This window comes from Terrabacter terrigena (genome assembly GCF_042676085.1).
GTDB classification, from domain to species: domain Bacteria; phylum Actinomycetota; class Actinomycetes; order Actinomycetales; family Dermatophilaceae; genus Terrabacter; species Terrabacter terrigena.
Genome location: NZ_JBHTKH010000001.1, coordinates 177092 through 199527, shown reverse-complemented (window position 1 = coordinate 199527; position 22436 = coordinate 177092). Strand labels below are relative to the sequence as shown.

General features: G+C 72.5%; 19 protein-coding genes. 15 read left to right on the top strand and 4 right to left on the bottom strand.

Annotated elements, in window-relative coordinates; translation table 11 throughout:
* Nucleotides 1–88: 88 nt before the first annotated feature.
* The 4 genes from ACFQ2V_RS00890 (at nucleotide 89) to ACFQ2V_RS00875 (ending at nucleotide 4286) form a co-directional block, all read left to right on the top strand.
* On the top strand, nucleotides 89–454 hold the full coding sequence (locus ACFQ2V_RS00890) for a YraN family protein (protein ID WP_386050029.1): 366 nt from the start codon (nucleotides 89–91) through the stop codon (nucleotides 452–454).
* On the top strand, nucleotides 454–2016 hold the full coding sequence (locus tag ACFQ2V_RS00885) for a YifB family Mg chelatase-like AAA ATPase (RefSeq protein WP_386050028.1): 1563 nt from the start codon (nucleotides 454–456) through the stop codon (nucleotides 2014–2016). Before ACFQ2V_RS00890 ends, ACFQ2V_RS00885 begins: the two co-directional genes overlap by 1 nt.
* Before the next feature lie 27 nt (nucleotides 2017–2043).
* Nucleotides 2044–3147, top strand: a complete 1104-nt coding sequence (gene dprA / locus ACFQ2V_RS00880) for a DNA-processing protein DprA (protein ID WP_386050027.1) — start codon at nucleotides 2044–2046, stop codon at nucleotides 3145–3147.
* A gap of 197 nt (nucleotides 3148–3344) precedes the next feature.
* Nucleotides 3345–4286, top strand: coding sequence for a tyrosine recombinase XerC (locus tag ACFQ2V_RS00875; RefSeq protein WP_386051019.1), 942 nt, complete (start codon nucleotides 3345–3347; stop codon nucleotides 4284–4286).
* 167 nt (nucleotides 4287–4453) lie between these two features.
* On the opposite strand, the gene ACFQ2V_RS00870 is transcribed toward ACFQ2V_RS00875, so the two are convergent.
* From ACFQ2V_RS00870 to ACFQ2V_RS00860, 3 genes are all read right to left on the bottom strand, one after another.
* Entirely contained in the window at nucleotides 4454–4993 is a 540-nt protein-coding gene (locus tag ACFQ2V_RS00870; protein WP_386050026.1) for a murein hydrolase activator EnvC family protein, read from the bottom strand.
* Nucleotides 4994–5106: 113 nt separating this feature from the next.
* Nucleotides 5107–6270 (bottom strand): pyridoxal phosphate-dependent aminotransferase, encoded by a 1164-nt coding sequence (locus tag ACFQ2V_RS00865; protein WP_386050025.1) that lies wholly within the window; start codon nucleotides 6268–6270, stop codon nucleotides 5107–5109.
* A gap of 283 nt (nucleotides 6271–6553) precedes the next feature.
* Nucleotides 6554–8482 (bottom strand): DUF6541 family protein, encoded by a 1929-nt coding sequence (locus tag ACFQ2V_RS00860; RefSeq protein WP_386050024.1) that lies wholly within the window; start codon nucleotides 8480–8482, stop codon nucleotides 6554–6556.
* Between the two features lie 285 nt (nucleotides 8483–8767).
* Between ACFQ2V_RS00860 and rpsB the strand changes: the two genes are divergently transcribed.
* The 10 genes from rpsB (at nucleotide 8768) to rlmN (ending at nucleotide 19868) form a co-directional block, all read left to right on the top strand.
* Complete coding sequence (gene rpsB, locus ACFQ2V_RS00855; RefSeq protein WP_386050023.1) at nucleotides 8768–9679, top strand: 30S ribosomal protein S2; 912 nt, start codon at nucleotides 8768–8770, stop codon at nucleotides 9677–9679.
* Nucleotides 9680–9738: 59 nt separating this feature from the next.
* Entirely contained in the window at nucleotides 9739–10569 is an 831-nt protein-coding gene (tsf, locus tag ACFQ2V_RS00850) for a translation elongation factor Ts (RefSeq protein ID WP_386050022.1), read from the top strand.
* Nucleotides 10570–10722: 153 nt separating this feature from the next.
* Complete coding sequence (locus ACFQ2V_RS00845; protein ID WP_386050021.1) at nucleotides 10723–11304, top strand: antibiotic biosynthesis monooxygenase; 582 nt, start codon at nucleotides 10723–10725, stop codon at nucleotides 11302–11304.
* 91 nt (nucleotides 11305–11395) lie between these two features.
* The gene (locus tag ACFQ2V_RS00840; protein ID WP_386050020.1) at nucleotides 11396–12193 is read left to right on the top strand and encodes a response regulator; all 798 of its coding nucleotides are present in this window, start codon (nucleotides 11396–11398) and stop codon (nucleotides 12191–12193) included.
* A complete protein-coding gene (locus tag ACFQ2V_RS00835) occupies nucleotides 12190–14880 on the top strand; it encodes a DUF4153 domain-containing protein (RefSeq protein WP_386050019.1) in 2691 nt (896 codons plus the stop codon). The genes ACFQ2V_RS00840 and ACFQ2V_RS00835 overlap by 4 nt, the downstream gene beginning before the upstream one ends.
* Nucleotides 14881–14894: 14 nt before the next feature.
* Nucleotides 14895–16034: an aminotransferase class V-fold PLP-dependent enzyme gene (locus tag ACFQ2V_RS00830; protein ID WP_386050018.1), complete on the top strand. Its 1140-nt coding sequence runs from the start codon at nucleotides 14895–14897 to the stop codon at nucleotides 16032–16034.
* Nucleotides 16035–16126: 92 nt separating this feature from the next.
* A complete protein-coding gene (gene pyrH, locus ACFQ2V_RS00825; RefSeq protein WP_386050017.1) occupies nucleotides 16127–16855 on the top strand; it encodes a UMP kinase in 729 nt (242 codons plus the stop codon).
* Between the two features lie 113 nt (nucleotides 16856–16968).
* Nucleotides 16969–17526, top strand: coding sequence for a ribosome recycling factor (gene frr, locus ACFQ2V_RS00820; protein WP_386050016.1), 558 nt, complete (start codon nucleotides 16969–16971; stop codon nucleotides 17524–17526).
* A gap of 140 nt (nucleotides 17527–17666) precedes the next feature.
* Nucleotides 17667–18548 carry a phosphatidate cytidylyltransferase gene (locus tag ACFQ2V_RS00815; protein ID WP_386050015.1) on the top strand — a complete coding sequence of 294 codons (882 nt, stop codon included), beginning with the start codon at nucleotides 17667–17669 and terminating at the stop codon, nucleotides 18546–18548.
* 132 nt (nucleotides 18549–18680) lie between these two features.
* Nucleotides 18681–19868, top strand: a complete 1188-nt coding sequence (rlmN, locus tag ACFQ2V_RS00810; protein WP_386050014.1) for a 23S rRNA (adenine(2503)-C(2))-methyltransferase RlmN — start codon at nucleotides 18681–18683, stop codon at nucleotides 19866–19868.
* 145 nt (nucleotides 19869–20013) lie between these two features.
* Here the strand turns inward: rlmN and ACFQ2V_RS00805 are convergent, their stop codons facing one another.
* Entirely contained in the window at nucleotides 20014–21027 is a 1014-nt protein-coding gene (locus ACFQ2V_RS00805; RefSeq protein WP_386050013.1) for a GlxA family transcriptional regulator, read from the bottom strand.
* A gap of 71 nt (nucleotides 21028–21098) precedes the next feature.
* On the opposite strand from ACFQ2V_RS00805, the gene ACFQ2V_RS00800 reads away from it, so the two are divergent.
* Complete coding sequence (locus tag ACFQ2V_RS00800; RefSeq protein ID WP_386050012.1) at nucleotides 21099–22436, top strand: MFS transporter; 1338 nt, start codon at nucleotides 21099–21101, stop codon at nucleotides 22434–22436.

Here is a 22436-nt window from a genome sequence, read left to right as displayed (position 1 = left end):
GTCCACACCCCCTCGCCGGTCACGTATGCCGTCCACAGCCTCACGCTGACGCCTGTCCTGCCCGGCGGGGCGCCGACAGGGTGGTCGCATGGACCTCTCGACCCGCGCTCTCGGCGACTACGGCGAACGCCTCGCCTGCCGCTACCTGCTCGCCCACGGGCTGACGATCCTCGACCGCAACTGGCGGTGCGTCCGGGGTGAGATCGACGTCGTCGCCCGCGAGGCCCACGACCTCGTCGTGTGCGAGGTCAAGACGCGCACCACCGAGGCGTTCGGTGCGCCGTTCGAGGCGGTGACGTGGCGCAAGCAGCGGCGGCTGCGTCGTCTCGCCGGGCTGTGGCGCGACGAGCACGCCGACACCGCGCGCGGGCTCGACCTGCGCATCGACGTCATCTCGATCCTCCGACCTCCAACCGGCCCCGCTCGGCTCGAGCACCTCCGCGGGGTGTGCTGATGGGCGCCGGGCTCGGACGCACACTCTCGGTCGGGCTGCGTGGCGTGGCCGGGTTCGTCGTGGACGTCGAGGCGCACGTCACGACCGGGCTGCCCGGCTTCGCGATCAGCGGCCTCGGTGACTCCGCCGTCAAGCAGTCCTCCGACCGCATCAAGGCTGCAGCGGCGCTCATCGAGAAGATGGCCGTGAGCCAGCGCCGCGTCACCGTCAACCTGTCTCCGGCGGGCGAGCGCAAGGTCGGCACCGGGTTCGACCTCGGCATCTTCGTCGCGGTCGCGGCGGCGATGGACCTGCTGCCGGCCCGCGTGGTGCGCGACGTCGTGCACATCGGCGAGGTGGGTCTCGACGGGACCGTGCGTCCGGTCCCCGGTGTCCTGCCGCTCGTCCACGCGGCGGCCCTGGCAGGCGTGCGGCACGCCGTGGTGCCGGTGGCCAACGCGGGCGAGGCGCGACTCGTGTCCGGAGTCCAGGTGCATCCCGTGGCGGAGGTCACCGAGCTGGTTCGCCGCTACGGCAACCTCGGCAAGGGCCGTCCGGTGCAGGAGGTCCCGGTGCCGTTCGTCGCCGCGCTCGAGCCCGAGCCGGTGCGCGACCTCAGTGAGGTCGTGGGCCAGGCCGAGGCCAAGCTGGCGCTCGAGATCGCGGCCGCCGGCGGCCACCATCTGCTCCTCGCGGGTCCGCCGGGGGCAGGCAAGACGATGCTGGCCGAGCGACTGCCGGGGCTGCTGCCGTCGCTCGACGAGGGGGAGTCGATGGAGGTCACGGCCATCCACTCCGTGCTCGGGGCGCTCGGCTCGGGCGGCGACGCGCGCCTCATCACCCACCCGCCCTTCGTGGCGCCGCACCACGGGGCCTCCCAGGCGGCCGTCATCGGTGGCGGCAGCGGCCGCATCCGTCCGGGCGCGATCACGCAGGCCCATCGCGGGGTCCTCTTCCTCGACGAGACGCCGGAGTTCGACAAGGGCGTTCTCCAGGCGCTGCGCACTCCACTCGAGCGCGGTGCCGTGTCGATCGCGCGCGCCCAGGAGTCGGTGACCTTCCCGGCCCGGTTCCAGCTCGTGCTGGCGGCCAACCCCTGCCCGTGCGGCAAGGCGTGGGGCAAGGGCCTCGACTGCACGTGCACCCCGCTGATGCGACGCGCCTACTTCGGCAAGCTCAGCGGGCCCCTCCTCGACCGCGTCGACCTGCAGGTGCACGTCCAGCCGCCGCGCCTGACGATGGCCGGCGCCGCGCCGGGTGAGTCGACCGCTGTCGTCGCGGCACGCGTGGCCGCGGCGCGGACCGCCCAGGGTGACCGCTGGCGCGACGTGCTCGAGCGCAGCCGCGGGGTCAACGCCGACGTGCCCGGGTCCGAGCTCAGGGCCGGGCCGTGGAAGCTCCCGGCGGCGTCCACGGGCACCCTCGACCGCCTGCTCGAGGTCGGGGCGCTCAGCCTGCGGGGCTACGACCGCACGCTCCGCTGCGCGTGGACCGTCGCCGACCTCCTCGGCCTCCAACGTCCCGGTCGCGAAGAGGTCGACGTCGCGCTGTCACTTCGTCACCGGTCGGGGGTCGCGGCATGAACGACCGTTCGGTGAGGGAGGGACGTCATGGAGCCTGACCGCTTCGCGCGGGCCGCGTTGTCACGGGTCGTCGAGCCCGCAGACGGTGAGGTGCACGGCCTGGTCGCGACGGTCGGCGCAGTCGAGGCCTTCGAACGGGTCCGGGCCGGCGCGGGAACGCTCGCGCGGTTTCGCCCGAGGGTCGCGGTGCTCGACACCGAACGCGACCTCGACATCGCAGCGAAGGTGGGCGCCCGCCTCGTCGTCCCGGGCGACCCGGAGTGGCCAGAACGGCTCGACACCATCCCGGTGCCACCGTGGTGCCTCTGGGTGCGAGGCCGCCTCGACCTGGCCGAGACGGTCGAGCGATCGGTCGCCGTGGTGGGATCGCGCACGGCCACGACCTACGGCGAGCAGCTCGCCACAGAGCTCGCCGGCGGGCTCGCGCGCCGAGGGTGGACCGTCGTGAGCGGTGCGGCCTTCGGCATCGACGGTGCCGCGCACCGAGGGGCTCTGGCCGTCGACGGGGCGACCATCGCGGTGCTCGCCGGTGGCGTCGAACGGCCCTATCCCTCCGGCCATGCAGCGCTCATCTCCCGCATCGCCGCCGATGGCCTCGTCATCGCGGAGGTGGCCCCTGGTTCGGCGCCCATGAAGTCGAGGTTCCTGGCACGCAACCGGCTCATCGCCGGCCTGACCCGCGGCACCATCGTCGTCGAGGCCGACCTCAGGTCCGGGTCGCGCAACACGGTCACCCACGCGGTCGCGGCCTGCCGCCCGGTCGGGGCGGTGCCCGGCCCGGTCACCTCGATGATGTCGGCCGGCTGTCACGAGGAGCTGCGCAACGGCCGCGCGGTCCTCGTCACGTCGGTCGACGAGGTCATCGACCTCGTCGGCGACCTCGGTGACGACGCCGCCGAGCCGGCCCGCGGACCGGTCCGTCCCGACGACAACCTGTCGCCGGTCGACGCGGCTGTGCTCGACGCGGTGCCGTTCCGCTCCGCCGTCCCGCTCGACGACATCGTGAGGTCGGCTGCCCACGCGTCGCTGACCGTCCGCGCCGCTCTGGGCCGGCTCGAACGGCTCGGGCTCGTCACCGAGTCGGCCGGCACCTGGCGCAAGCGTGCCCAGCGCAAGCCGCGAGCCGGCTGACTCGTCGAGTGGCCACGTGTGGCCGCTGGAGCGTCGTCGAGTGGTCAGGGGTGGCCGCTCCAGGCTCGTCGAGAGGCGAGCTCGGGCCGCTCTCGACCGGGAACGTCGCTGCCTCGGTTCGGCGGACGCTGCAGGCGCCTGCGCAGCAGGTACTTGCCGAACGGTCTGCAGTTTGCCATGGTGCGGGAGTGACGGATGTGGCGAACGGCGAGGCCGGCGCCGGGCCTGACGTGCTCGAGCGCCACGCAGAGCTCTTGCACGCCTACTCGCGCCACCTGGGCGCGGAGCGGGGTCGCTCCGTGCACACGCGTCGTGCCTACCTCGGCGACGTGCGCCATCTGCTCACGTTCGCGGCCGAGCGAGGCATCCACGAGGTTGCCGACCTGCGCATCGGCGACCTGCGGTCCTGGCTGGGGGTGCAGGCCGACGCGGGGGCCGCACGGGCCACGATCGCCCGCCGAGCGGCCTCGGCGCGCACCTTCCTCAAGTGGGCGGAGCACACGGGTCGCATCCCGACCGACCCCTCGCTACGCCTCGTCGCGCCGAAGCGCCGTGCCACCCTTCCCGGAGTCCTCAGGCAGGCAGAGGCCATCGAGCTGCTCGACCTGGCTGCGACCCGCGCCGACGACGAGGACCCGATCCACGTGCGCGACCGGGCCGTCCTCGAGCTGCTGTACGCCAGCGGCATTCGCGTCGGCGAGCTGGCCGCCCTCGACATCGACGACCTCGACCTGGCCCAGGGCGTCGTACGGGTGATGGGCAAGGGCGCCAAGGAGCGCATCGTCCCCTTCGGCGCGCCGGCCGGTCGCGCGGTCGAGGCCTGGCTGGCGGTCCGCTCGAGGCTGGTCGGGCAGCACTCCGGCGCTGCCCTCTTCCTCGGTCGTCGGGGACGCCGCGTCGACGCCCGCCAGGTGCGCTCAGCCGTGCACGAGCTGCTCTCGCACCTTCCCGACGCACCGGACCTCGGGCCCCACGGCCTGCGCCACAGCGCCGCGACCCACCTGCTGGAGGGTGGCGCCGACCTGCGCATGGTCCAGGAGATCCTCGGTCACGCGAGCCTCGCCACGACCCAGATCTACACGCACGTCTCGGTCGACCGGCTGCGCCGCAGCTACGAGCAGGCGCATCCGCGTGCCTGAACCTGCCTCGGCCGTCAGCCTCGGCGTGCCCGGACCGCGCCGACCACGACATCGCGCACGCGATCGCGCGTGATCGCACGTCCGGTGTCGTCCCGCGTCCCGGGCTGCCATGTCTCGAGCGCGATCAGCCACGCGATCCCGCGCGCACGCGGTTGACTGCAGCTGCCTCAGAGAGGGAGGAGGACGATGCGGGCCCGCCCGACGAAGCTGAGCGGGTCGAGGTAGGTCTGCCCGCGCAGCACACCCCAGTGGAGGCAGACGGCCGGTGCGCAGTGACCCGCGGTCGAGGTGACGACCCCGACCCGCTCACCCCGGGCGACGGTCGCGCCCACCTCGACGGACCCGTCCACGGGCTCGAACGTGCTCCGCAGCCCGCGATCGTGCGCGACGACGACGACGCCGCGTCCGGCGAGCCGGCCCGAGTAGGTCACCGTGCCCGCGGCCGGCGACTGGACCGACTGCCCGGAGGCCGCGGCAAGGTCGACCCCGCGGTGGCCGGGAAGCCACGGCTGCTCAGGTGGGTCGAACCGCCGCTCGACGGAAGGCTCGGGGTCGAGCGGCCAGGCCCAGCGTCCGTGGGATCCCGAGCCGGTCCGGGCGACCGCGGGCGCGGCCCCCGACGGCATGGCCCCCGGCGGCGCCGCGACTGCGGTGGTCACCGAAGCCGTCGCGACCACCGCCGCGAGCAGTGCTGAACCGATCGACATGACACCCATGCTGCGGCGCACCCGCAGCGTCACGGTCGACGCCGGCCACGCCTGTGGACGAACGGCTCTTCCGTACGACGGGTGTGGACAGCACAGCGCGCGTGGGCAGCCCGTCAGGACCGGCCGGCCGCCGCCAGCCGGCGACTCGCCTCGCGCAGCACGTCGTCCTTCTTGCAGAAGGCGAACCGGACCAGGGTGCGAGCGGCGTCCTCGTCGTCGTGGAAGACGGACACCGGCACGCCGACGACGCCGGTGATCCCGGGCAGCCGCCGGGCGAACTCCAGCCCGTCGACGGCACCCAGCGGGGCGGCGTCGGCGATGACGAAGTAGGTGCCCGATGGCCGCGACACCTCGAGCCCGGACGCCTCGAGGGCCGAGCACAGCAGGTCGCGCTTCGCCTGGAGCGAGTCGCGCAGGCCGGCATACACGGGGTCGCCGAGCCCGAGCGCCAGCGCCACCGCGGGCTGGAACGGTCCCGACGCCACGTAGGTGAGGAACTGCTTGACAGTGCGCGCGGCCGCCACGGCCTCGACCGGTCCCGAGAGCCAGCCGACCTTCCAGCCGGTCGCCGAGAAGGTCTTGCCTGCCGAGGAGATGGTGATGGTGCGGTCGAACATCCCGGGCAGGGTCGCCATCGGGACGTGCTCGGCGTCGTCGAACACCAGGTGTTCGTAGACCTCGTCGGTGACGACCCAGGCGTCGTGCTCGCGAGCCAGTGCCGCGACCAGCTCCAGCTCCTCGCGGGTGAACACCTTCCCGGTCGGGTTGTGCGGGGTGTTGAGCAGCACGAGCCTGGTGCGCGACGAGAAGGCGGCCCGGATCGACGCCTCGTCGACGGAGAAGTCGGGGAAGCGGAGCACGGAGGTGCGGCGGGTGGCGCCGGCGAGGGCGATGGTGGCGGCATACGAGTCGTAGTAGGGCTCGAACGTGACCACCTCGTCGCCCGGCTCGCAGAGCGCCAGGACGACCGCCGCGATGGCCTCGGTCGCGCCGGCCGTCACGAGCACCTGCGAGCGGGGGTCGACCGCGATGCCGTAGAAGCGCTGCTGGTGGGCGGCGACCGCGTCGAGCAGCTCCGGCACACCGGGACCCGGCGGGTACTGGTTGCGACCACCCTCGATGGCGGCCGTCGCCGCCGCCAGCATCTCGGCCGGGCCGTCGGTGTCGGGGAAACCCTGCCCGAGGTTGATGCTGCCGGTGCTCGTCGCGAGCGCCGACATCTCGGCGAAGATCGTCGTGCCGAAGGGCTGCATGCGTGCGATGAGCGGCGTGGCCATGGCCCGAGCGTATCCACGGCCACAGGCGCGCTGCCCGGGCAGGCCGCGGAGTCACCAGAGCCCCCGCCCGGTAGGGGGCGGGGGCTCTCGTGGGTTCGCGGGGAGCTGTGGAGGGGGGCGTGCCGCGAACCGGCAGCACCCACCAGGTCAGGGGTCTCGGTGGGGGCTGCACCTGCACCATCGGTCGCGGCGACGAAGTGTTACGCATCGACGCACCTGGGTAGGCAGTCCGCTCGTGGCTGCCGTCGCGTGCGGTCGGGCGGGTGCGCTCAGGCGGGCGAGCTCAGGCGGGCGAGCGGTCCGCGAGACCGCACCCGGTGATGCGGTAGAGGGTGTAGGCGCCGTCCGTCCTGACCGCCTCGACGCCGTCGTTGGACGCGAGGTCCTTCAGGCCGGAGCTGCGTTCGGGCCGGTCGAGCCAGTAGACGTGGCTCGAGTCGATCGCCCAGCGGATGTCGTGGCGGGCCAGAGCGTCGCACACGTCGGGTCGGCCGGCCAGGTTGTCGAAGCCGGTGCCGATGAGGATCTCGTCTCCGGTCGTGGGGATGGGGATCGACCGGTAGAGGGTGTTGGTGCCGAAGAGAGCCCACATGAGGGGTGTGCCGTTCTCGGGCCGGCCGACGACGCCCTGGCCGGCGGGGATCACGGCATTGAGGCGGCGCAGCGACTCCTGCCCTTCGAAGCCGAGGATGACCCGGTCGGGGGAGCCGGGCTGGAAGAAGCCCGTGAGCATCCGGTGACGGGTGGTCCCGTTGAGCCCGAGGGTGACCAGCGGCAGGACGACCACGGCCACGATCGCGGTGGCGACGGGTCGGGCCTCGAGCCGGGCCCCCACGCGCGGCGCGCGGCGGAGCAGCTCGCGCAGCGCAGGCGCCGCCGCCGCGACGAGCACGACGCCCGGGACCGCGGCCAGGGCGGCCAGGCGGACCTTGTCGTTGTACCAGTAGCCGGTGACGAGTGCCGTCCACGAGGCGGTCGAGGACGCCGCCATCACGTAGAGGACGACGCACGCCAACCACATCGCGACGACCGGGATCGCAGCCCGCGCCCGCACGGCGATCCACGCGACACCGAGGGCGAGCAGCACCACGAGGCCCCACAGCACGCTCGCGATCTGGAGCCTGCCGCCGACGACCTCGACGAGCGCCGTCCAGATGGAGACGCGGTCGTTCCATGCGTAGGACTGGGTCGAGGCGAGGCGCTCGGAGACGACGGGCGCTGCCACGAGGCCGCCGACGGCGACGACGGCCACGACCGCGAGGTCGCGGGACACCGCGACCCATGGCAGGTGGTGCAGCAGCCCGGCCCGCAGGCGGGCGGCGACGAACCAGACGAGCGCGAACAGGACGAGGGCCACGAGGGCGTTCGGCTGGACGAGTGCCAGACCGGGAAGGGCGGCGGCGAAGCCGAGCCACTGCCCGATGCGCTTCGACCGCGCGGCCTGCAGCATGAGCGCCAGCGCGCCGGGGGTGAGCGCGGTCGCCATGAGGTTGGGCCACAGCACCCCCCACCCGAGGAGGGTCGTGGGGAACGCGATGAAGGCGGCGGAGGCGAACGCGGCGGCATACGTGACGAGGCGGGAGGTGCCCAGCGCGTGGCGCACGAGGGCGACGCAGCCCACGGGCCAGACGACGGCGGCCAGCACGACGGTGGCGACGTTCGTGCCCGGCAGGACGTCGGCGACCCCCGGCAGCAGGCTCGTGGCGATCCACGCGTGGAACCCGTTGGGGTAGAAGGTCGGGTTGACGATCGAGTAGTTGCCGGTCTCGAGGAAGGTGCGGATGCGGTCGAGGTGGTAGACGGCGTCCGGGCTGTCGACGAGCTCGTCGGGCCGACCGATGGCCGGCAGGATCGTCGCCAGTGCCAGCACGACGCCGATGGCCATCGCGACGACCGCGTCAGGGCGCGGGCGTCCCAGGAACCGCCTCGCGGCACCGAGCTCCGGGTCGTGCCGGCTGAAGAGCCGCATGCCGAGCATCGCGACGCCGACCGACACGAGGGTCACGACGAGCAGCGGCAGCAGCCCCCAGCGCAGCCCTGCGCGTTGGGCAACGGTCGCGAAGGCGGCGATGAGGCCGGTCGACACGGCGGGGGACACGGCCAGGGCCTCGATTCCTCGCGCGCCCAGGGCACGCACGACGAGCCAGCCCGGGAGCAGGAGCACGGTCGAGAGGACGACGAAGGCCGGGATCGTCGCCAGCCACTGCACCATGCCGGCCATTGTGTCTGGTCGCTCCGATTTCTCCACCACCCGGGTCAGGCCGTACGATGGACGGCGGTCACGTGTGCTCGTCACGCGCGACCGTAATTCGCGCGTCTTCTGCCGGTTTCCGGACCGGGTCGCACCACGGCAGTCCCCACCTCCGGGTGGGGCGGGGTGCGTCAGGCGCCAGGAGTGGGGCGGTATGCCGAAGGGCGGCACGTGCACGCACGTGACCGACCAGCGGTGACGCGCCTCGCGGACAACTGACAACCACGGAACAAGGGAGAACACGGCATGGCCGTCGTCACCATGCGCCAGCTCCTCGAGAGCGGCGTCCACTTCGGGCACCAGACCCGTCGCTGGAACCCCAAGATGAAGCGCTTCATCATGACCGAGCGCAACGGCATCTACATCATCGACCTGCAGCAGTCGCTGACGTACATCAACAACGCGTACGACTTCGTCAAGGAGACCGTCGCCCACGGCGGCACGATCCTCTTCGTCGGCACGAAGAAGCAGGCCCAGGAGCCCATCGCCGAGCAGGCGACGCGCGTCGGCATGCCGTACGTCAACCACCGCTGGCTCGGTGGCATGCTCACCAACTTCCAGACGATCTCCAAGCGCCTCACGCGCCTCAAGGAGCTCGAGGAGCTGAACTTCGACGACGTGGCCGGCTCGGGCTACACGAAGAAGGAGCTGCTCATCCTCAAGCGCGAGAAGGACAAGCTGGAGAAGACCCTCGGCGGCATCCGCACGATGGCCAAGGTCCCCTCGGCCGTCTGGATCGTCGACACGAAGAAGGAGCACCTCGCGGTCGACGAGGCGCGCAAGCTCGGCCTGCCGGTCATCGCGATCCTCGACACCAACTGCGACCCTGACGAGGTCGACTACAAGATCCCCGGCAACGACGACGCGATCCGCTCCGTCACGCTGCTGACGCGGGTCATCGCCGACGCCGTCGCCGACGGTCTCGTCCAGCGCTCGTCCGGCAAGTCCGGCTCCGACACGCAGGCCGAGGAGCCGCTGGCCGAGTGGGAGCGCGAGCTCTACGCCGACGCCGCCGCCGCGACCGAGGCTCCCGCCGCTGAGGCGCCTGCTGCTGAGGCGCCTGCTGCCGAGGCTCCCGCTGCCGAGGCGCCTGCTGCCGAGGCCCCCGCCGCCGAGACCACCGAGGCTCCGGCCGAGGCTGCTGCCGAGAAGGCCTGAGTCCTTCTCTCCCAGCCAGTTCGAGTCATCCACATCTGACGGAAAGAGCGATACAGAGCATGGCGAACTACACCGCCGCTGACATCAAGGCGCTGCGCGAGCAGACCGGCGCCGGCATGATGGACGTCAAGAAGGCGCTCGACGAGGCCGACGGCGACCGCGCCAAGGCTGTCGAGATCCTGCGCGTCAAGGGCCTCAAGGGCGTCACGAAGCGTGAGGGCCGTTCGGCCTCCAACGGTCTCGTGGCGGCTTCGGCCACCGATGGCGTCGGCACCCTGGTCGAGGTCAACTGCGAGACCGACTTCGTCGCGAAGGGCGAGAAGTTCATCGCCCTCGCCGACCAGGTCCTCGCGCAGGCCGTCTCGGCCGGCGCCACCGACGCCGACTCGCTCCTCAAGAGCACGCTCGAGGACGGCAAGACCGTCCAGGAGCTCATCGACGAGGCCAACGCGACCATCGGCGAGAAGATCGAGATCCGCCGCGTGGCGCGGCTCGAGGGAGACAAGGTCGTCTCCTACCTCCACAAGACGAGCCCCGACCTGCCTGCGCAGATCGGTGTCCTCGTCGCGATCGAGGGTGGCGACGAGGCCGTCGGCCGCGACGTCGCGATGCACATCGCGGCGTTCAGCCCGACCGTCCTCACGCGTGACGAGGTCCCGGCCGAGACGGTCGAGAACGAGCGTCGCGTCGCCGAGGCCACGGCCAAGGAGGAGGGCAAGCCCGAGGCAGCCCTGCCGAAGATCATCGAGGGTCGCGTCAACGGCTTCTTCAAGGAGAACGTCCTGCTCGAGCAGCCGTTCGCCAAGGAGCCGAAGAAGACGGTCGCGAAGGTGCTCGAGGAGGGCGGCGCCTCGGCGAAGTCCTTCGCGCGCTTCCGCGTCGGCCAGTGAGGCACTGACTCACCGACTCCGCCGGTTCGGCGCAGCCCGGGCCGCGCAGCACGACGACGTATGCCGGTCGCCCCGTCGGGGCGGCCGGCATCGTCGCGTCCGGACGAGCCCTCGGGGCAGGCATACGAACATCGTTGAGCCAGAGGAGGACCCATGGGCAACACCGTCGATGACACCATCGCGGCGGACGGCCCCCTGACCGTCGCCATCACCCGACGGGCAGCGCCGGAGGACGAGCTGCTCATGCAGGCGTGGGTGCACGCCGGCACGTCGATGGCCGAGCGTTTCGACGGCTTCCTCGGTGCGGGCTGGGTGCGCTCCGGCGCCGAGGACTGGCACATGCTCTACCGGTTCGCCTCGCGTGCGCACCTCGACACCTGGGAGCGTTCGCCCGAGCGGATCCGCTGGCTGCGCGCCGCAGCCGACCTGGTCGAACACCGCCGCACGGAGTACCGCACCGGCATCGAGGGCTGGTTCGACGAGCCGACCTCACGCTCGGTGCAGGAGCCCGGCGCTGCGGTCCCGACCGCGCCGCCGAGGTGGAAGCAGGCGAGCGTCATCTGGCTCGCCTTCTTCCCGACGAGCCTCGCCCTGACCTACCTGCTCATGCCGTTCAGCGGAGGCTGGCCACCGGTGCTGCGGGTGCTCGTCACCACGCTCGTGGCCACCCCCTGGATGACGTACGTGCTGCTGCCGTTCGTCACGCGCCTGTTCCGGCGCTGGCTGTCGGGTTGACCTCGCGCGACGGCATACGCCCGGCGACCTTCACACGATCTCCACACGTCGCACCCGCGCCCTCCGGCTGCACGCTCCTAGAGTCGGTGGCATGAGCCAGGGGACCCCGTCGCGCCCGCAGAGCGCGGCCACACCGACGACGCTGCTCGTGGTCGAGGACGACCCGACCATTAACCAGGCAGTCACGGATCGCCTTGTCGCAGAAGGGTTCCGAGTCGTCCAGGCGTTCGACGGCCCTGGCGCCGTCGAGGCCCACGGCCAGCACTCGCCAGACCTCGTCGTGCTCGACCTCATGCTGCCCGGTTTCGACGGGCTCGAGGTGTGCCGCCGCATCCAGGCCGAGCGGCCGGTGCCGGTCCTCATGCTCACAGCTCGCGCAGACGAGACCGACCTGCTCGTCGGTCTCGGCGTCGGCGCCGACGACTACGTCACCAAGCCGTTCCGCATGCGCGAGGTCGTCGCCCGCATCCGGGCCCTGCTGCGCCGTGTCGAGCGCGCCCGCGAGCTCGCAGCCGAGCAGCCGCCCGTGCTGACCGTCGGCGACGTCGGTGTCGACCGCGGCTCGCGGCGCGTCTCGGTGCGGGGGAGCGAGGTGCACCTGACCCCGCTCGAGTTCGACCTGCTGCTCGCCATGGCGGCCGAGCCCGGCGCCGTCCGCGGCCGCGACGAGCTCATGCGTGAGGTCTGGGGCTGGGCCGACGCGAGCGGCACGCGCACCCTCGACAGCCACGTGAAGTCCCTGCGCGCCAAGATCGGCGCCGGCCGCGTGCGCACGGTGCACGGCATCGGCTACGCCCTCGAGGCCGACGACGCCGGTCCCTCCGACGCGGTCGACCCTGGCGGCCCGCATCGCTCGCGGGCCGCCCAGAGCGCGGACGAGGCCCCGTGAACACCGACCGGCCCCTCGACGCCATCCGCTCGATCAAGGTGAAGCTGGGCCTGCTCGTCGCTTGCAGCATCGTCGCGGCGATCCTCGTCTCCGAGATCGGCGACCGGGCCGAGGTGCCTGTCTGGCTCACGGTCCCGGTGACGGTGGTCGCCGCGCTCGGGGTCACGCAGTGGCTCGCCCGCGGCATGACCTCGCCGCTGCGCGAGATGACGGCTGCCGCGTCACGGATGGCGACCGGAGACTACTCACAACGGGTCACGGCCACGGCCACCGACGAGGTGGGCACACTCTCGGCGGCCTTCAACACCATGGCCGCCGACCTCGCCGACGCGGACCGCCAGCGTCGCCAGCTCGTCGCCACCGTCTCGCACGAGCTGCGCACGCCCCTCACCGCGCAGCAGGCGCTGCTCGAGAACCTCGTCGACGGCGTGGTGCGCCCCGACGACGCGGTGCTGCGCACCGCCCTGTCGCAGGCCGAGCGACTCGGCGCGCTCGTCGGTGACCTCCTCGACCTCAGCCGCGTCGACGGCGGGCGGGTCCCGCTCGCCCTGGGGAGGGTGCACGTCCGTGAGCTCGTCGAGACGGCCGTGGCGGAGGCCGGCGTCTCGCGTCGCGGCACGGTGCACGTCGTCGACGTGCCCGCAGGCCTCACCGTCACCGCCGATGCCGCTCGTCTGCACCAGGTGCTCGCCAACCTGCTCGACAACGCCGACCGGCACAGCCCCAGGGGCGGCACGGTCACCGTGAGCGCCGGACCCGAGGGCGAGGACCGGTGGTGGCTGCTCGTGGCCGACGAGGGCGCCGGCATCGCGCCGGAGCACGTCGAGCGGGTCTTCGACCGGTTCGGTTCGGGGGACGACGCGGGCGGCGGCACCGGCATCGGGCTCGCCATCGCGAGCTGGGTGTGCGAGCTCCACGGCGGCTCGCTCGTGGCCTTGCCGACCCCGCCGGGGGAGCAAGGGGCGCGCATCCGCGCCGTGCTGCCGCGAGCTCCACGGCCCCCGGTGCAGCACCCGCCCGTCCCCACCACGTATGCCGCTACCGGCACGACCGGCAGCCCCGCCGGCACCAGACCGACGACCGAGGAGACCGCCGTGCCCGTCCCGATCCCCGCCGCAGCAGGCTCGACGCCCGACCCGACGAACCCGAGCGGGGGCCCCGCCCCGGCCGCGACGCCGGGAACCGTGCCGGTCGGCGCGCCCAAACCGCTGCTCGACTCACTCTTCGGCGACCTGTGGCCCGAGACGGGCGTGGGCCCCCAGGTGCGGCTGCTCCTCACCTGCGTCGGAGTAGGCGTCCTGGCCGCGGTGCTGCTGCCGTACCGCGACATGGGCGTCGCGCTCTTCCTCGTGCTCATGGTCGGTGGCGTCGTCCTCTGGCGCACGTCGCAGCGACGGCTGCAGCCCTGGACCATCGCGACGGCCGCGGTGTGCACCGGACTCGCCTCCTTGTCGGTCCTGCGGTCGACCGAGTGGCTCATGGTGCTCGCCGTGCTGCTCGGGCTCGTCCTGACGACCACGGCCCTCACCGACGCCAGGGCGCTGGTGTCGATGGTCGCCGGCGCCGCCTCGTGGCCACTCGCCGCCCTGCGTGGGCTGCCGTTGCTCGGCCGGAGCGTCGGCGCCACGAGCCGGGTGAGCATCGTGTGGCCGATCGTGCGGACCGCCGCCATCTCGCTCGTCGCGCTGGTCGTGTTCGGTGGTCTCTTCGCCTCGGGCGACGCGATCTTCGGTTCGTGGGCGAGCGCGATCGTGCCCCAGTTCGCCTGGGACAGCCTGACCTTCCGCTTCTTCGTCGGGTTCGTCATGGGTGGGGCACTGCTCGCCGCCTCCTACGTCGCGCTCAACCCGCCGAGGGTCCAGCGCGTCGCACTGCCCGCCGGTCGTCCGGTCGCGCGCACCTTCGAGTGGGTCGTGCCGGTCGGGCTCGTCGTCACGCTGTTCGTCGCGTTCGTCGTGGCGCAGGCGGCAGCCCTGTTCGGCGGACACGAGTACATCCAGCGCACCACCGGCCTCACGTACGCCGACTACGTGCACCAGGGCTTCGGTCAGCTCACGTCCGCCACGTTGCTCACCCTGCTGACCATCGCCATCGCCGCGCGCAAGGCGCCCCGGGAGACCGCCACCGAACGCCTCGTCCTCCGTGGCGTGCTCGGTGCGCTGTGTGCCCTCACCCTCGTCGTCGTCGCCTCGGCGCTGCACCGCATGGACCTCTACCAGCAGGCGTACGGCTTCACCGTCCTGCGCGTGCTCGTCGACGCGTTCGAGCTGTGGCTCGGCCTCGTCGTCGTGCTGGTCACCGTCGCCGGCATCCGGCTCCGGGGCTGGTGGCTGCCGCGCGCGGCCCTGATGTCGGCGGCGGCCTTCGTCCTCGTCGGCGGGCTGCTCAACCCGGAGGCCTGGGTGGCGCAGCACAACATCGACCGCTACGCCACCACCGGCAAGCTCGACACCGGGTACCTGCGCACCCTCGGACCCGACGCGACGCCGACGATCGTCGCGGGCCTGCCGCGGGCCCTGTCCGCCTGCATCGTGCAGCCGTCGACCATCGAGGTCCGGGCGTCACGCGAGGACCTGCTCTCCTGGAACCTCGGCCGTTCGCGCGAGGTAGCGGCCGCGCCGGCGCCGCTGACACCGACCGAGGCGGCAGCGTGCCCCGACCTCATGGCGGGGGCGCTCGCACGCTGAGGCAGGATGTCCTGGTGCGTCGTGACATCGCCGAGCTGTTCGAGCTCGACCCGGCCCTGACCCACCTCAACCACGGCGCCTTCGGTGCGGTGCCCCGGTCGGTGCGCGAGGCCCAGGACCGGGCCCGCGCCCGCATCGAGCGATCGCCGATGCGCGCCTTCCGCGACGAGCTGCCGGCGGTGCTCGCAGACGCGCGTGCGCGCGCAGCGGCGTTCCTGGGACTGCCAGCCGGGTCGACGGCCTTGGTGCGAAACGTCACCGAGGCGGTCGGGGTCGTGCTCCAGGGTCTCGGCATCGGGCCGGGCGACGACGTCGTCGTGAGCAACCACGGCTACCTCACCGCCGGCTGGTCGGCCGAGGCGCGCGGCGCGACCCTGCGCACGGCCGAGTTCCCGGTCGACGCGGACCCGGCCAAGGTGGCGGCCGCCTTCGCGGCGGCGGTCACCGACCGCACCCGGCTCGTCGTCGTCGACCAGATCACCTCGCCGACCGCCCTGGTGCTCCCCGTCGCCGAGGTGGCGGCGGCCGTCGCGCCGGTGCCCGTCCTCGTCGATGCGGCGCACGCGCCCGGGGCGCTCCCGGGCCTCGACGTGGAGGCGCTCGGTGTCGCGTTCTGGGCGGGCAACCTGCACAAGTGGGCCTACACGCCCCGGGCAGCCGCAGCGTTGTGGGTGGCGCCCGGGCACCGCGAGGACATGCGGCCGCTCGTCACGTCGTGGAGCCACGGGCTGTCCTTCCCCGAGCGCTTCGACCTGCAGGGCACCGTCGACCACTCCGCCTGGGCTGCCGTCGCCGACGGCCTCGAGGTCTGGGCCGAGCTCGGCGGCTGGGAGCAGGTCGCCCGCAACGCCGACCTGCTGCTGCACGGTGCCGAGCACGTGCGGTCCGCGCTGGGCACCGAGAGCCCGCACGGCGGCATACCTTCTGCCCCCTGCCTCAGGCTCGTCGCGCTGCCGGAGGGTGTGGCCGACACGACGGAGTCGGCCGAGGCGCTCTGGCAGCGTCTGCACGCGGCCGGCTTCGTCGTGCCGCCGGTCGCGTTCGACGGGCGCGGCTACCTGCGGCTCGCGGCCGCGCCCTACAACGACGAGGACGACTACGCGCGGCTCGCGGCGGCCCTGCCCCAGATCCTGGCCGGGGCGGCTCCCGCCTGAGGTCCGGTCGGCACCTCGATGCGGACGATGGCGACGGGATGTGGAAAGATCGACCGACCGCCTGAATGCTGCCCACGAGGAGGCCCTGAGCCATGACCGACGCCCAGACGACCCCCTTCCACCGGGTTCTGCTCAAGCTCTCCGGTGAGGTGTTCGGGGGCGGCAGCATCGGCCTCGACCCGGCCGTCGTCTCCGGCATCGCCAAGCAGATCGCCGAGGCCGTCCGAGGTGGCGTGCAGGTGTCCGTCGTCATCGGCGGCGGCAACTTCTTCCGCGGCGCCGAGCTCCAGCAGCGTGGCATGGACCGCACGCGCGCCGACTACATGGGCATGCTCGGCACCGTCATGAACTGCCTCGCCCTGCAGGACTTCCTCGAGAAGGAGGGCATCGAGACCCGTGTGCAGTCCGCGATCGCGATGCAGCAGGTCGCCGAGCCGTACATCCCGCGCCGCGCGATCCGCCACCTCGAGAAGGGCCGCGTCGTCATCTTCGGCGCCGGCGCCGGCATGCCGTTCTTCTCGACCGACACCGTGAGCGCGCAGCGTGCCCTCGAGATCAAGTGCGACGCCGTGCTCATCGCCAAGAACGGCGTCGACGGCGTCTACGACTCCGACCCCCGCAGCAACCCCGACGCCAAGAAGCTCGACACGGTCACCTTCAACGACGCGATCGTCGAGGGGCTCAAGGTCGTCGACGCGGCGGCGTTCAGCCTCTGCATGGAGAACAAGCTGCCCATGGTCGTCTTCGGCATGGAGGGGGCGGGAAACATCACGCGTGCGCTCCTCGGTGAGAGGATCGGCACGCTGGTCACCAACGCCTGACCGCACCAGCCGCAAACACGCACCAGCCGCAGACACGCACCACCGGCACGACCGCCGACCACCGCGCACCACCCCGTTCACCCGCCAACGAGCGACGAGGAAGCCAGAGAGCCATGATCGAAGAGACGATGTTCGAGGCCGAGGAGAAGATGGACAAGGCCGTCGAGGTCCTCAAGGAGGACTTCGCGGGCATCCGCACCGGGCGGGCCAACCCGGGCCTGTTCAACAAGCTCACGGTCGAGTACTACGGCGCCCCGACGCCCCTGCAGCAGCTCGCGTCGTTCCAGAACCCCGAGCCGCGCACCATCCTCGTCATCCCGTTCGACAAGTCGGCCATGCACGAGATCGAGAAGGCCATCCGCGACTCCGACCTCGGCGTCAACCCGAGCAGCGACGGCACCCAGATCCGCTGCGTCATGCCGGAGCTGACCGAGGAGCGCCGCCGCGAGTACATCAAGCTCGCGAGCCACAAGGCCGAGGAGGCCCGCGTCTCGGTGCGCAACATCCGCCGCAAGGCCAAGACCGACCTCGACAAGCTCGTCAAGGACGGCGAGGTCGGCGAGGACGACGGCTCGCGTGCGGAGAAGGAGCTCGACGGGCTCACGAAGAAGCACACCGACCTCGTCGACTCGCTCGTCAAGGCCAAGGAGACCGAGCTGCTCGAGGTGTGACCTCGACGTTCGACCCGATGATGACGTCCGAATCCCCGTCCGAGTCCCCATCTGAGTCCCCGTCTGAGTCCCCGTCGGATCGCGGGGACCTCGGCAGTGGGGAGCCCGTCGTCGACGAGCCCCACGGGCCCCTCGACCCGGTGCCGTACGACCCCAGGCTCGACGAGCTCGCCGGCCTGCCCGCCCAGGCCGTTCTCGAGAAGAAGCAGAGCCGCGCCGGGCGCAACCTGCCCGCGGCCATCGGCGTCGGGTTGGGGCTGGGCGTGCTCATCGTGTCGACCCTGCTCATCCGCAAGGAGTCGTTCGTCGTCCTCGTCGCGCTCGCCGTGGCCGTCGCGATCTGGGAGCTGCGGGCGGCCCTGCGCCAGGCCGCCGTGCGGGCGCCCCTCGTGCCCCCGGTCCTCGGGATGTTCGCCACGCTGTGGGCGGCCTACGAGCACGGGCCGGCCGGCCTCGTCGTGGCGTGGGTGCTCACGTGTCTGGCGGTGGTGCTCTGGCGCGGCACGGGTCACCTCGACGGCGCCGGCCGCGACGTCATGGGCGGCATCTTCGTCGCGACCTACCCGACCCTGCTCGTCGGCTTCGCGGTGCTGCTGCTCGCGCCCGAGGACGGCGTCGGCCGCGTGTTCGTCTTCCTCATCACGACGGTCTGCAGCGACGTCGGCGGCTATGCCGCCGGCGTCCTCTTCGGCAGGCACCCGATGGCCCCGTCGATCAGCCCGAAGAAGTCGTGGGAGGGTTTCGCGGGCTCGGTTCTGCTCTGCATCGTGGGCGGCTCGCTCACCGTCCACTTCTTCCTCGGCCACGCGTGGTGGATCGGCATCGCCCTCGGCATCGGGGTCGCGATCGCGGCGACCGTCGGCGACCTGATGGAGTCGCTCATCAAGCGCGACCTCGGAATCAAGGACATGTCCAACATCCTCCCCGGGCACGGCGGCGTCATGGACCGGCTCGACTCGCTCGTGGTCGTCGCGCCGATCGTCTGGGCCGTGCTCACCCTGCTCGCGGCCAAGCCCACCTGACGTCGCTGTGTCCACCTGGGTCCCCGTCGGCGCAACCCCTGCACCTGGCCAGGCGCGGGCGGCGGGACCCGGCGCCGCCCCGCGCGACGGCATACGGCTCGTTTTGACTCCACCTGAGACAATGGGGGAGCCATGACTGAGACCCCCGCACCCGCGCCTGTCGCGCTGCCCGAGCCGACGACCACCCGCCCCGAGCCGGGGCAGCTGACCTTCAAGGCGCCCCGCCGGGGCAAGCCGCCCCGCCACCTCGCCGACCTCAGCCCGACTGAGCGCAAGGAGGCCGTAGAGGCGCTCGGGCACAAGGGCTTCCGGGCCAAGCAGCTGTCCACCCACTACTTCGAGCGGCTCGTCGACGACCCCGAGCAGATGACCGACCTGCCCAAGGGCGTCCGCTCGGACCTCGCGGCCGACCTGCTGCCCACGCTGCTGACCCCTGTCGTCCAGCGCGTCGCCGACGACGGCCAGACGATGAAGTACGCGTGGCGCCTGCACGACGGCGCGATCGTCGAGTCGGTGCTCATGCGCTACCCGAAGCGCGTCACCATCTGCATCTCGAGCCAGGCGGGCTGCGGTATGAACTGCCCGTTCTGCGCGACCGGCCAGGCGGGCCTGACCCGCAACATGTCGGCCGCCGAGATCGTCGAGCAGGTCGTCTGGGCCGCCCGCGCACTGCGCCGGGGCGAGCTCGCGGGCGGCGGCGACGAGGACCGCGAGCACCCGCTGCGCGTCAGCAACGTCGTCTTCATGGGCATGGGCGAGGCCCTCGCCAACTACAAGGCGGCGATCGGGGCCATCCGGCGCCTCACCGACCCCGCACCCGACGGCCTCGGCATGTCGGCCCGCGGCATCACGATGTCGACCGTCGGGCTGGTGCCGGGCATCGACAAGCTGACGGCCGAGGGCATCCCGGTCACGCTCGCCCTGTCCCTGCACGCGCCCGACGACGAGCTGCGCAACGAGCTGGTGCCGATCAACACCCGGTGGTCGGTCGACGAGGCGCTCGACGCCGCGCACCGCTACTACGAGGCGACCGGTCGGCGCGTCTCCATCGAGTACGCCCTGATCCGCGACATCAACGACCACGGCTGGCGTGCCGACCTGCTCGGCGAGAAGCTCGCCGCGCGCGGCAAGGGCTGGGTGCACGTCAACCCGATCCCGCTCAACCCGACGCCGGGCTCGAAGTGGACCGCCTCGCGGCAGGGCGTCGAGCAGAACTTCGTCGAGCGGCTTCGAGCACACGGCATCCCGACCACGATCCGCGACACGCGCGGTCAGGACATCGACGGGGCCTGCGGCCAGCTGGCCGCCGCCACCGCCTGACACCTCCAGCCGTCACCTTCACCCCGGACGCAACCGTCGAGAGGCCACTCGTGGCCGCCCAACGGCAGTCGAGAGGGCAACGGACGCCGGGCCGTGAGTGGCCTCTCGACGTGGGGGAGGCGGCACGCGTCGGCCTCTCGTCGGGTCAGGCGGCGGGGTGGGGGTCGCGGTAGGTGCGGCGGTAGGCCAGGGGTGAGACGCCGACGGCGGCCGACAGCTGCTGGCGCAGTGAGGCGGTCGTGCCGAAGCCGGCGTCGGCCGCCACACGGTCGACGGGCAGGTCGGTCGTCTCGAGCAGGTGCCGCGCCCGGTCGACGCGGGCGCGCGTCAGCCACGTCACGGCCGTCTCGCCGGTCTCCTCACGGAACCGGCGGGTGAAGGTGCGCACGCTCATGCCGGCGTGCCGGGCCAGGTCTGCGAGCGAGATCGGCTCGTCCAGGCGCTCGAGCGCCCACGCCCGGGTCGGCCCGGTGCCCGCGTCGGACTCGTCGGGCACGGGCCGGTCGATGAACTGGGCCTGGCCGCCGGCCCGCCATGGTGCGACGACGGCACCGCGGGCGACCCGGTTGGCGGCTTCGGTGCCGTGGTCGGAGCGCAGCACGTGGAGCAGCAGGTCGATGCCGGCGGCGTTGCCGGCCGAGGTGAGCACGTCGCCGTGGTCGACGTAGAGCACGTCGGGGGTGAGGTGCACCTCGGGGAACAGCCGCCGGAACGCGTCGACGTGGCACCAGTGCGTGGTGGCCTCGCGGCCGTCGAGCTTTCCGAGGGCTGCGAGGACGAACGCACCTGTGCAGATGGACACCCACCGGGCCTCGGGTCGCGCCGTGCCGGCCAGCCGGACCAGGGCGTCGGGGAGCACGCCGTCGCGGATGATCGTGCCGTTGATGCCCGGGATGACGATCGTGTCGGCTTGTGCCACAAGGGTGCTCGGGTCGGTGGGCAGCGCTCGGTAACCGGCGGAGGTGCGAACGGGTCCGTCGTCGACGGTGACCATGCGCACGTCGTAGGGCGGCGCCGAGCCCGTCGGCTCGCCGGGCCAGCCGGGGTCCAGCGCCGACGAGGCGAGGAAGCGGTGGGCGAGCCCGAGCTCGAAGGCGATCACGGTGTCGAGGGCGAGCACCACGACGAGGTGGGGCCGGTGGGACGGCGTGCGGGTCATGGCCGGATTCTTTCACATGATGTCCCTCCGGCCACTCGCGTCGCCCACCCCGTATGCCGCAGAGTTGCCCCGTGACCCTCACCGACCGCGCCGTCGACGCGCCTTCGCAGACCCCACGCCTCCACCCCGCCTGGTGGGTCGCCGTCGTCACCTTCCTGACGATCATCGGTGCCGCCGGCTTCCGTTCGACGCCCGGCGTGCTCATGACGCCGCTCCACGACGAGTTCGGCTGGCCGATGGGTGTCATCGGTGGCGCGGTCTCGGTCAACCTCGTGCTCTTCGGGCTCGCCGCGCCGTTCTCGGCCGCCCTCATGGAGCGCCTCGGCATCCAGCGCGTCATCGCCGTCGCACTCGGGCTCGTCAGCCTCGGCTCGCTGCTGCCGATCTGGATGACCCAGTCGTGGCAGCTCGTGCTCTGCTGGGGCATCGTCGTCGGGATGGGCACCGGGGCCATGTCGATGGGCCTCGTCGCGACCGTGACCGGCCGGTGGTTCGTCGCCCGCCGCGGCCTCGTGACCGGCATCCTCACCGCGGCCGGCGCCACCGGACAGCTGATCTTCCTGCCCGTGCTCGCCTGGCTGGCGGAGCACCACGGATGGCGCTCGGCAGCCATCGCCACCGCCGCCGCAGCACTGACGGTGGTCCCGCTCGTCCTCTGGAAGCTGCACGACCGCCCGAGCGTGCTCGGCCTCACGGCGTACGGCTCGCCCGCGGGCACACCGGCGGCCCGCCCACCCCGCCCGACGGGCCGCCCGGTGCAGCTCGCAGTCGGCACGTTGCGCGACGCGGCCCGCACGAAGGTGTTCTGGCTCCTGGTGGGCAGCTTCGCGGTCTGCGGCATGTCGACCAACGGGCTGGTGGGCACACACTTCATCCCGGCCGCCCACGACCACGGCATGCCGACGACCACGGCGGCGGGCCTGCTCGCCCTCGTCGGCGTCTTCGACGTCGCCGGCACCGTGTTCTCGGGCTGGCTCACCGACCGGGTCGACGCGCGCATCCTGCTCGCGGCGTACTACACGCTGCGCGGTGCCTCGCTGTTCCTGCTGCCATCGCTCTTCAGCGACCACATGCACGTCAACATGCTGGCCTTCATCCTGTTCTACGGGCTCGACTGGGTCGCGACCGTGCCGCCGACGATCGCTCTGTGCCGCAGCGCCTTCGGCGAGCGCGCCCCGATCGTCTTCGGCTGGGTCTTCGCCTCGCACCAGCTCGGCGCCGCGGTCGCAGCGCTCGGGGCGGGGCTCGTCCGCGACCAGCTCGGCACGTACGACCTCGCGTGGTACGTCGCCGCGGTGCTCTGCCTCATGGCCGCTGCGATGTGCGTCGCGATCCGGACCGCTCGTCCCGCTGAGGCGTCACCTCAGCGCACCGACTCTGGTGTCGTGGAGGGCGCGGCGGCAGAGTGA

What these genes read in the sequence shown, in the direction of transcription:
- rlmN (WP_386050014.1), top strand. Translation starts at nt 18,681, where the DNA reads ATGACTGAGACCCCCGCACCCGCGCCTGTCGCGCTGCCCGAGCCGACG.
- rpsB (WP_386050023.1), top strand. Translation starts at nt 8,768, where the DNA reads ATGGCCGTCGTCACCATGCGCCAGCTCCTCGAGAGCGGCGTCCACTTC.
- frr (WP_386050016.1), top strand. Translation starts at nt 16,969, where the DNA reads ATGATCGAAGAGACGATGTTCGAGGCCGAGGAGAAGATGGACAAGGCC.
- dprA (WP_386050027.1), top strand. Translation starts at nt 2,044, where the DNA reads ATGGAGCCTGACCGCTTCGCGCGGGCCGCGTTGTCACGGGTCGTCGAG.
- pyrH (WP_386050017.1), top strand. Translation starts at nt 16,127, where the DNA reads ATGACCGACGCCCAGACGACCCCCTTCCACCGGGTTCTGCTCAAGCTC.
- ACFQ2V_RS00805 (WP_386050013.1), bottom strand. Translation starts at nt 21,027, where the DNA reads ATGACCCGCACGCCGTCCCACCGGCCCCACCTCGTCGTGGTGCTCGCC.
- ACFQ2V_RS00865 (WP_386050025.1), bottom strand. Translation starts at nt 6,270, where the DNA reads ATGGCCACGCCGCTCATCGCACGCATGCAGCCCTTCGGCACGACGATC.
- ACFQ2V_RS00870 (WP_386050026.1), bottom strand. Translation starts at nt 4,993, where the DNA reads ATGTCGATCGGTTCAGCACTGCTCGCGGCGGTGGTCGCGACGGCTTCG.
- ACFQ2V_RS00885 (WP_386050028.1), top strand. Translation starts at nt 454, where the DNA reads ATGGGCGCCGGGCTCGGACGCACACTCTCGGTCGGGCTGCGTGGCGTG.
- ACFQ2V_RS00860 (WP_386050024.1), bottom strand. Translation starts at nt 8,482, where the DNA reads ATGGTGCAGTGGCTGGCGACGATCCCGGCCTTCGTCGTCCTCTCGACC.
- tsf (WP_386050022.1), top strand. Translation starts at nt 9,739, where the DNA reads ATGGCGAACTACACCGCCGCTGACATCAAGGCGCTGCGCGAGCAGACC.
- ACFQ2V_RS00840 (WP_386050020.1), top strand. Translation starts at nt 11,396, where the DNA reads ATGAGCCAGGGGACCCCGTCGCGCCCGCAGAGCGCGGCCACACCGACG.
- ACFQ2V_RS00890 (WP_386050029.1), top strand. Translation starts at nt 89, where the DNA reads ATGGACCTCTCGACCCGCGCTCTCGGCGACTACGGCGAACGCCTCGCC.
- ACFQ2V_RS00845 (WP_386050021.1), top strand. Translation starts at nt 10,723, where the DNA reads ATGGGCAACACCGTCGATGACACCATCGCGGCGGACGGCCCCCTGACC.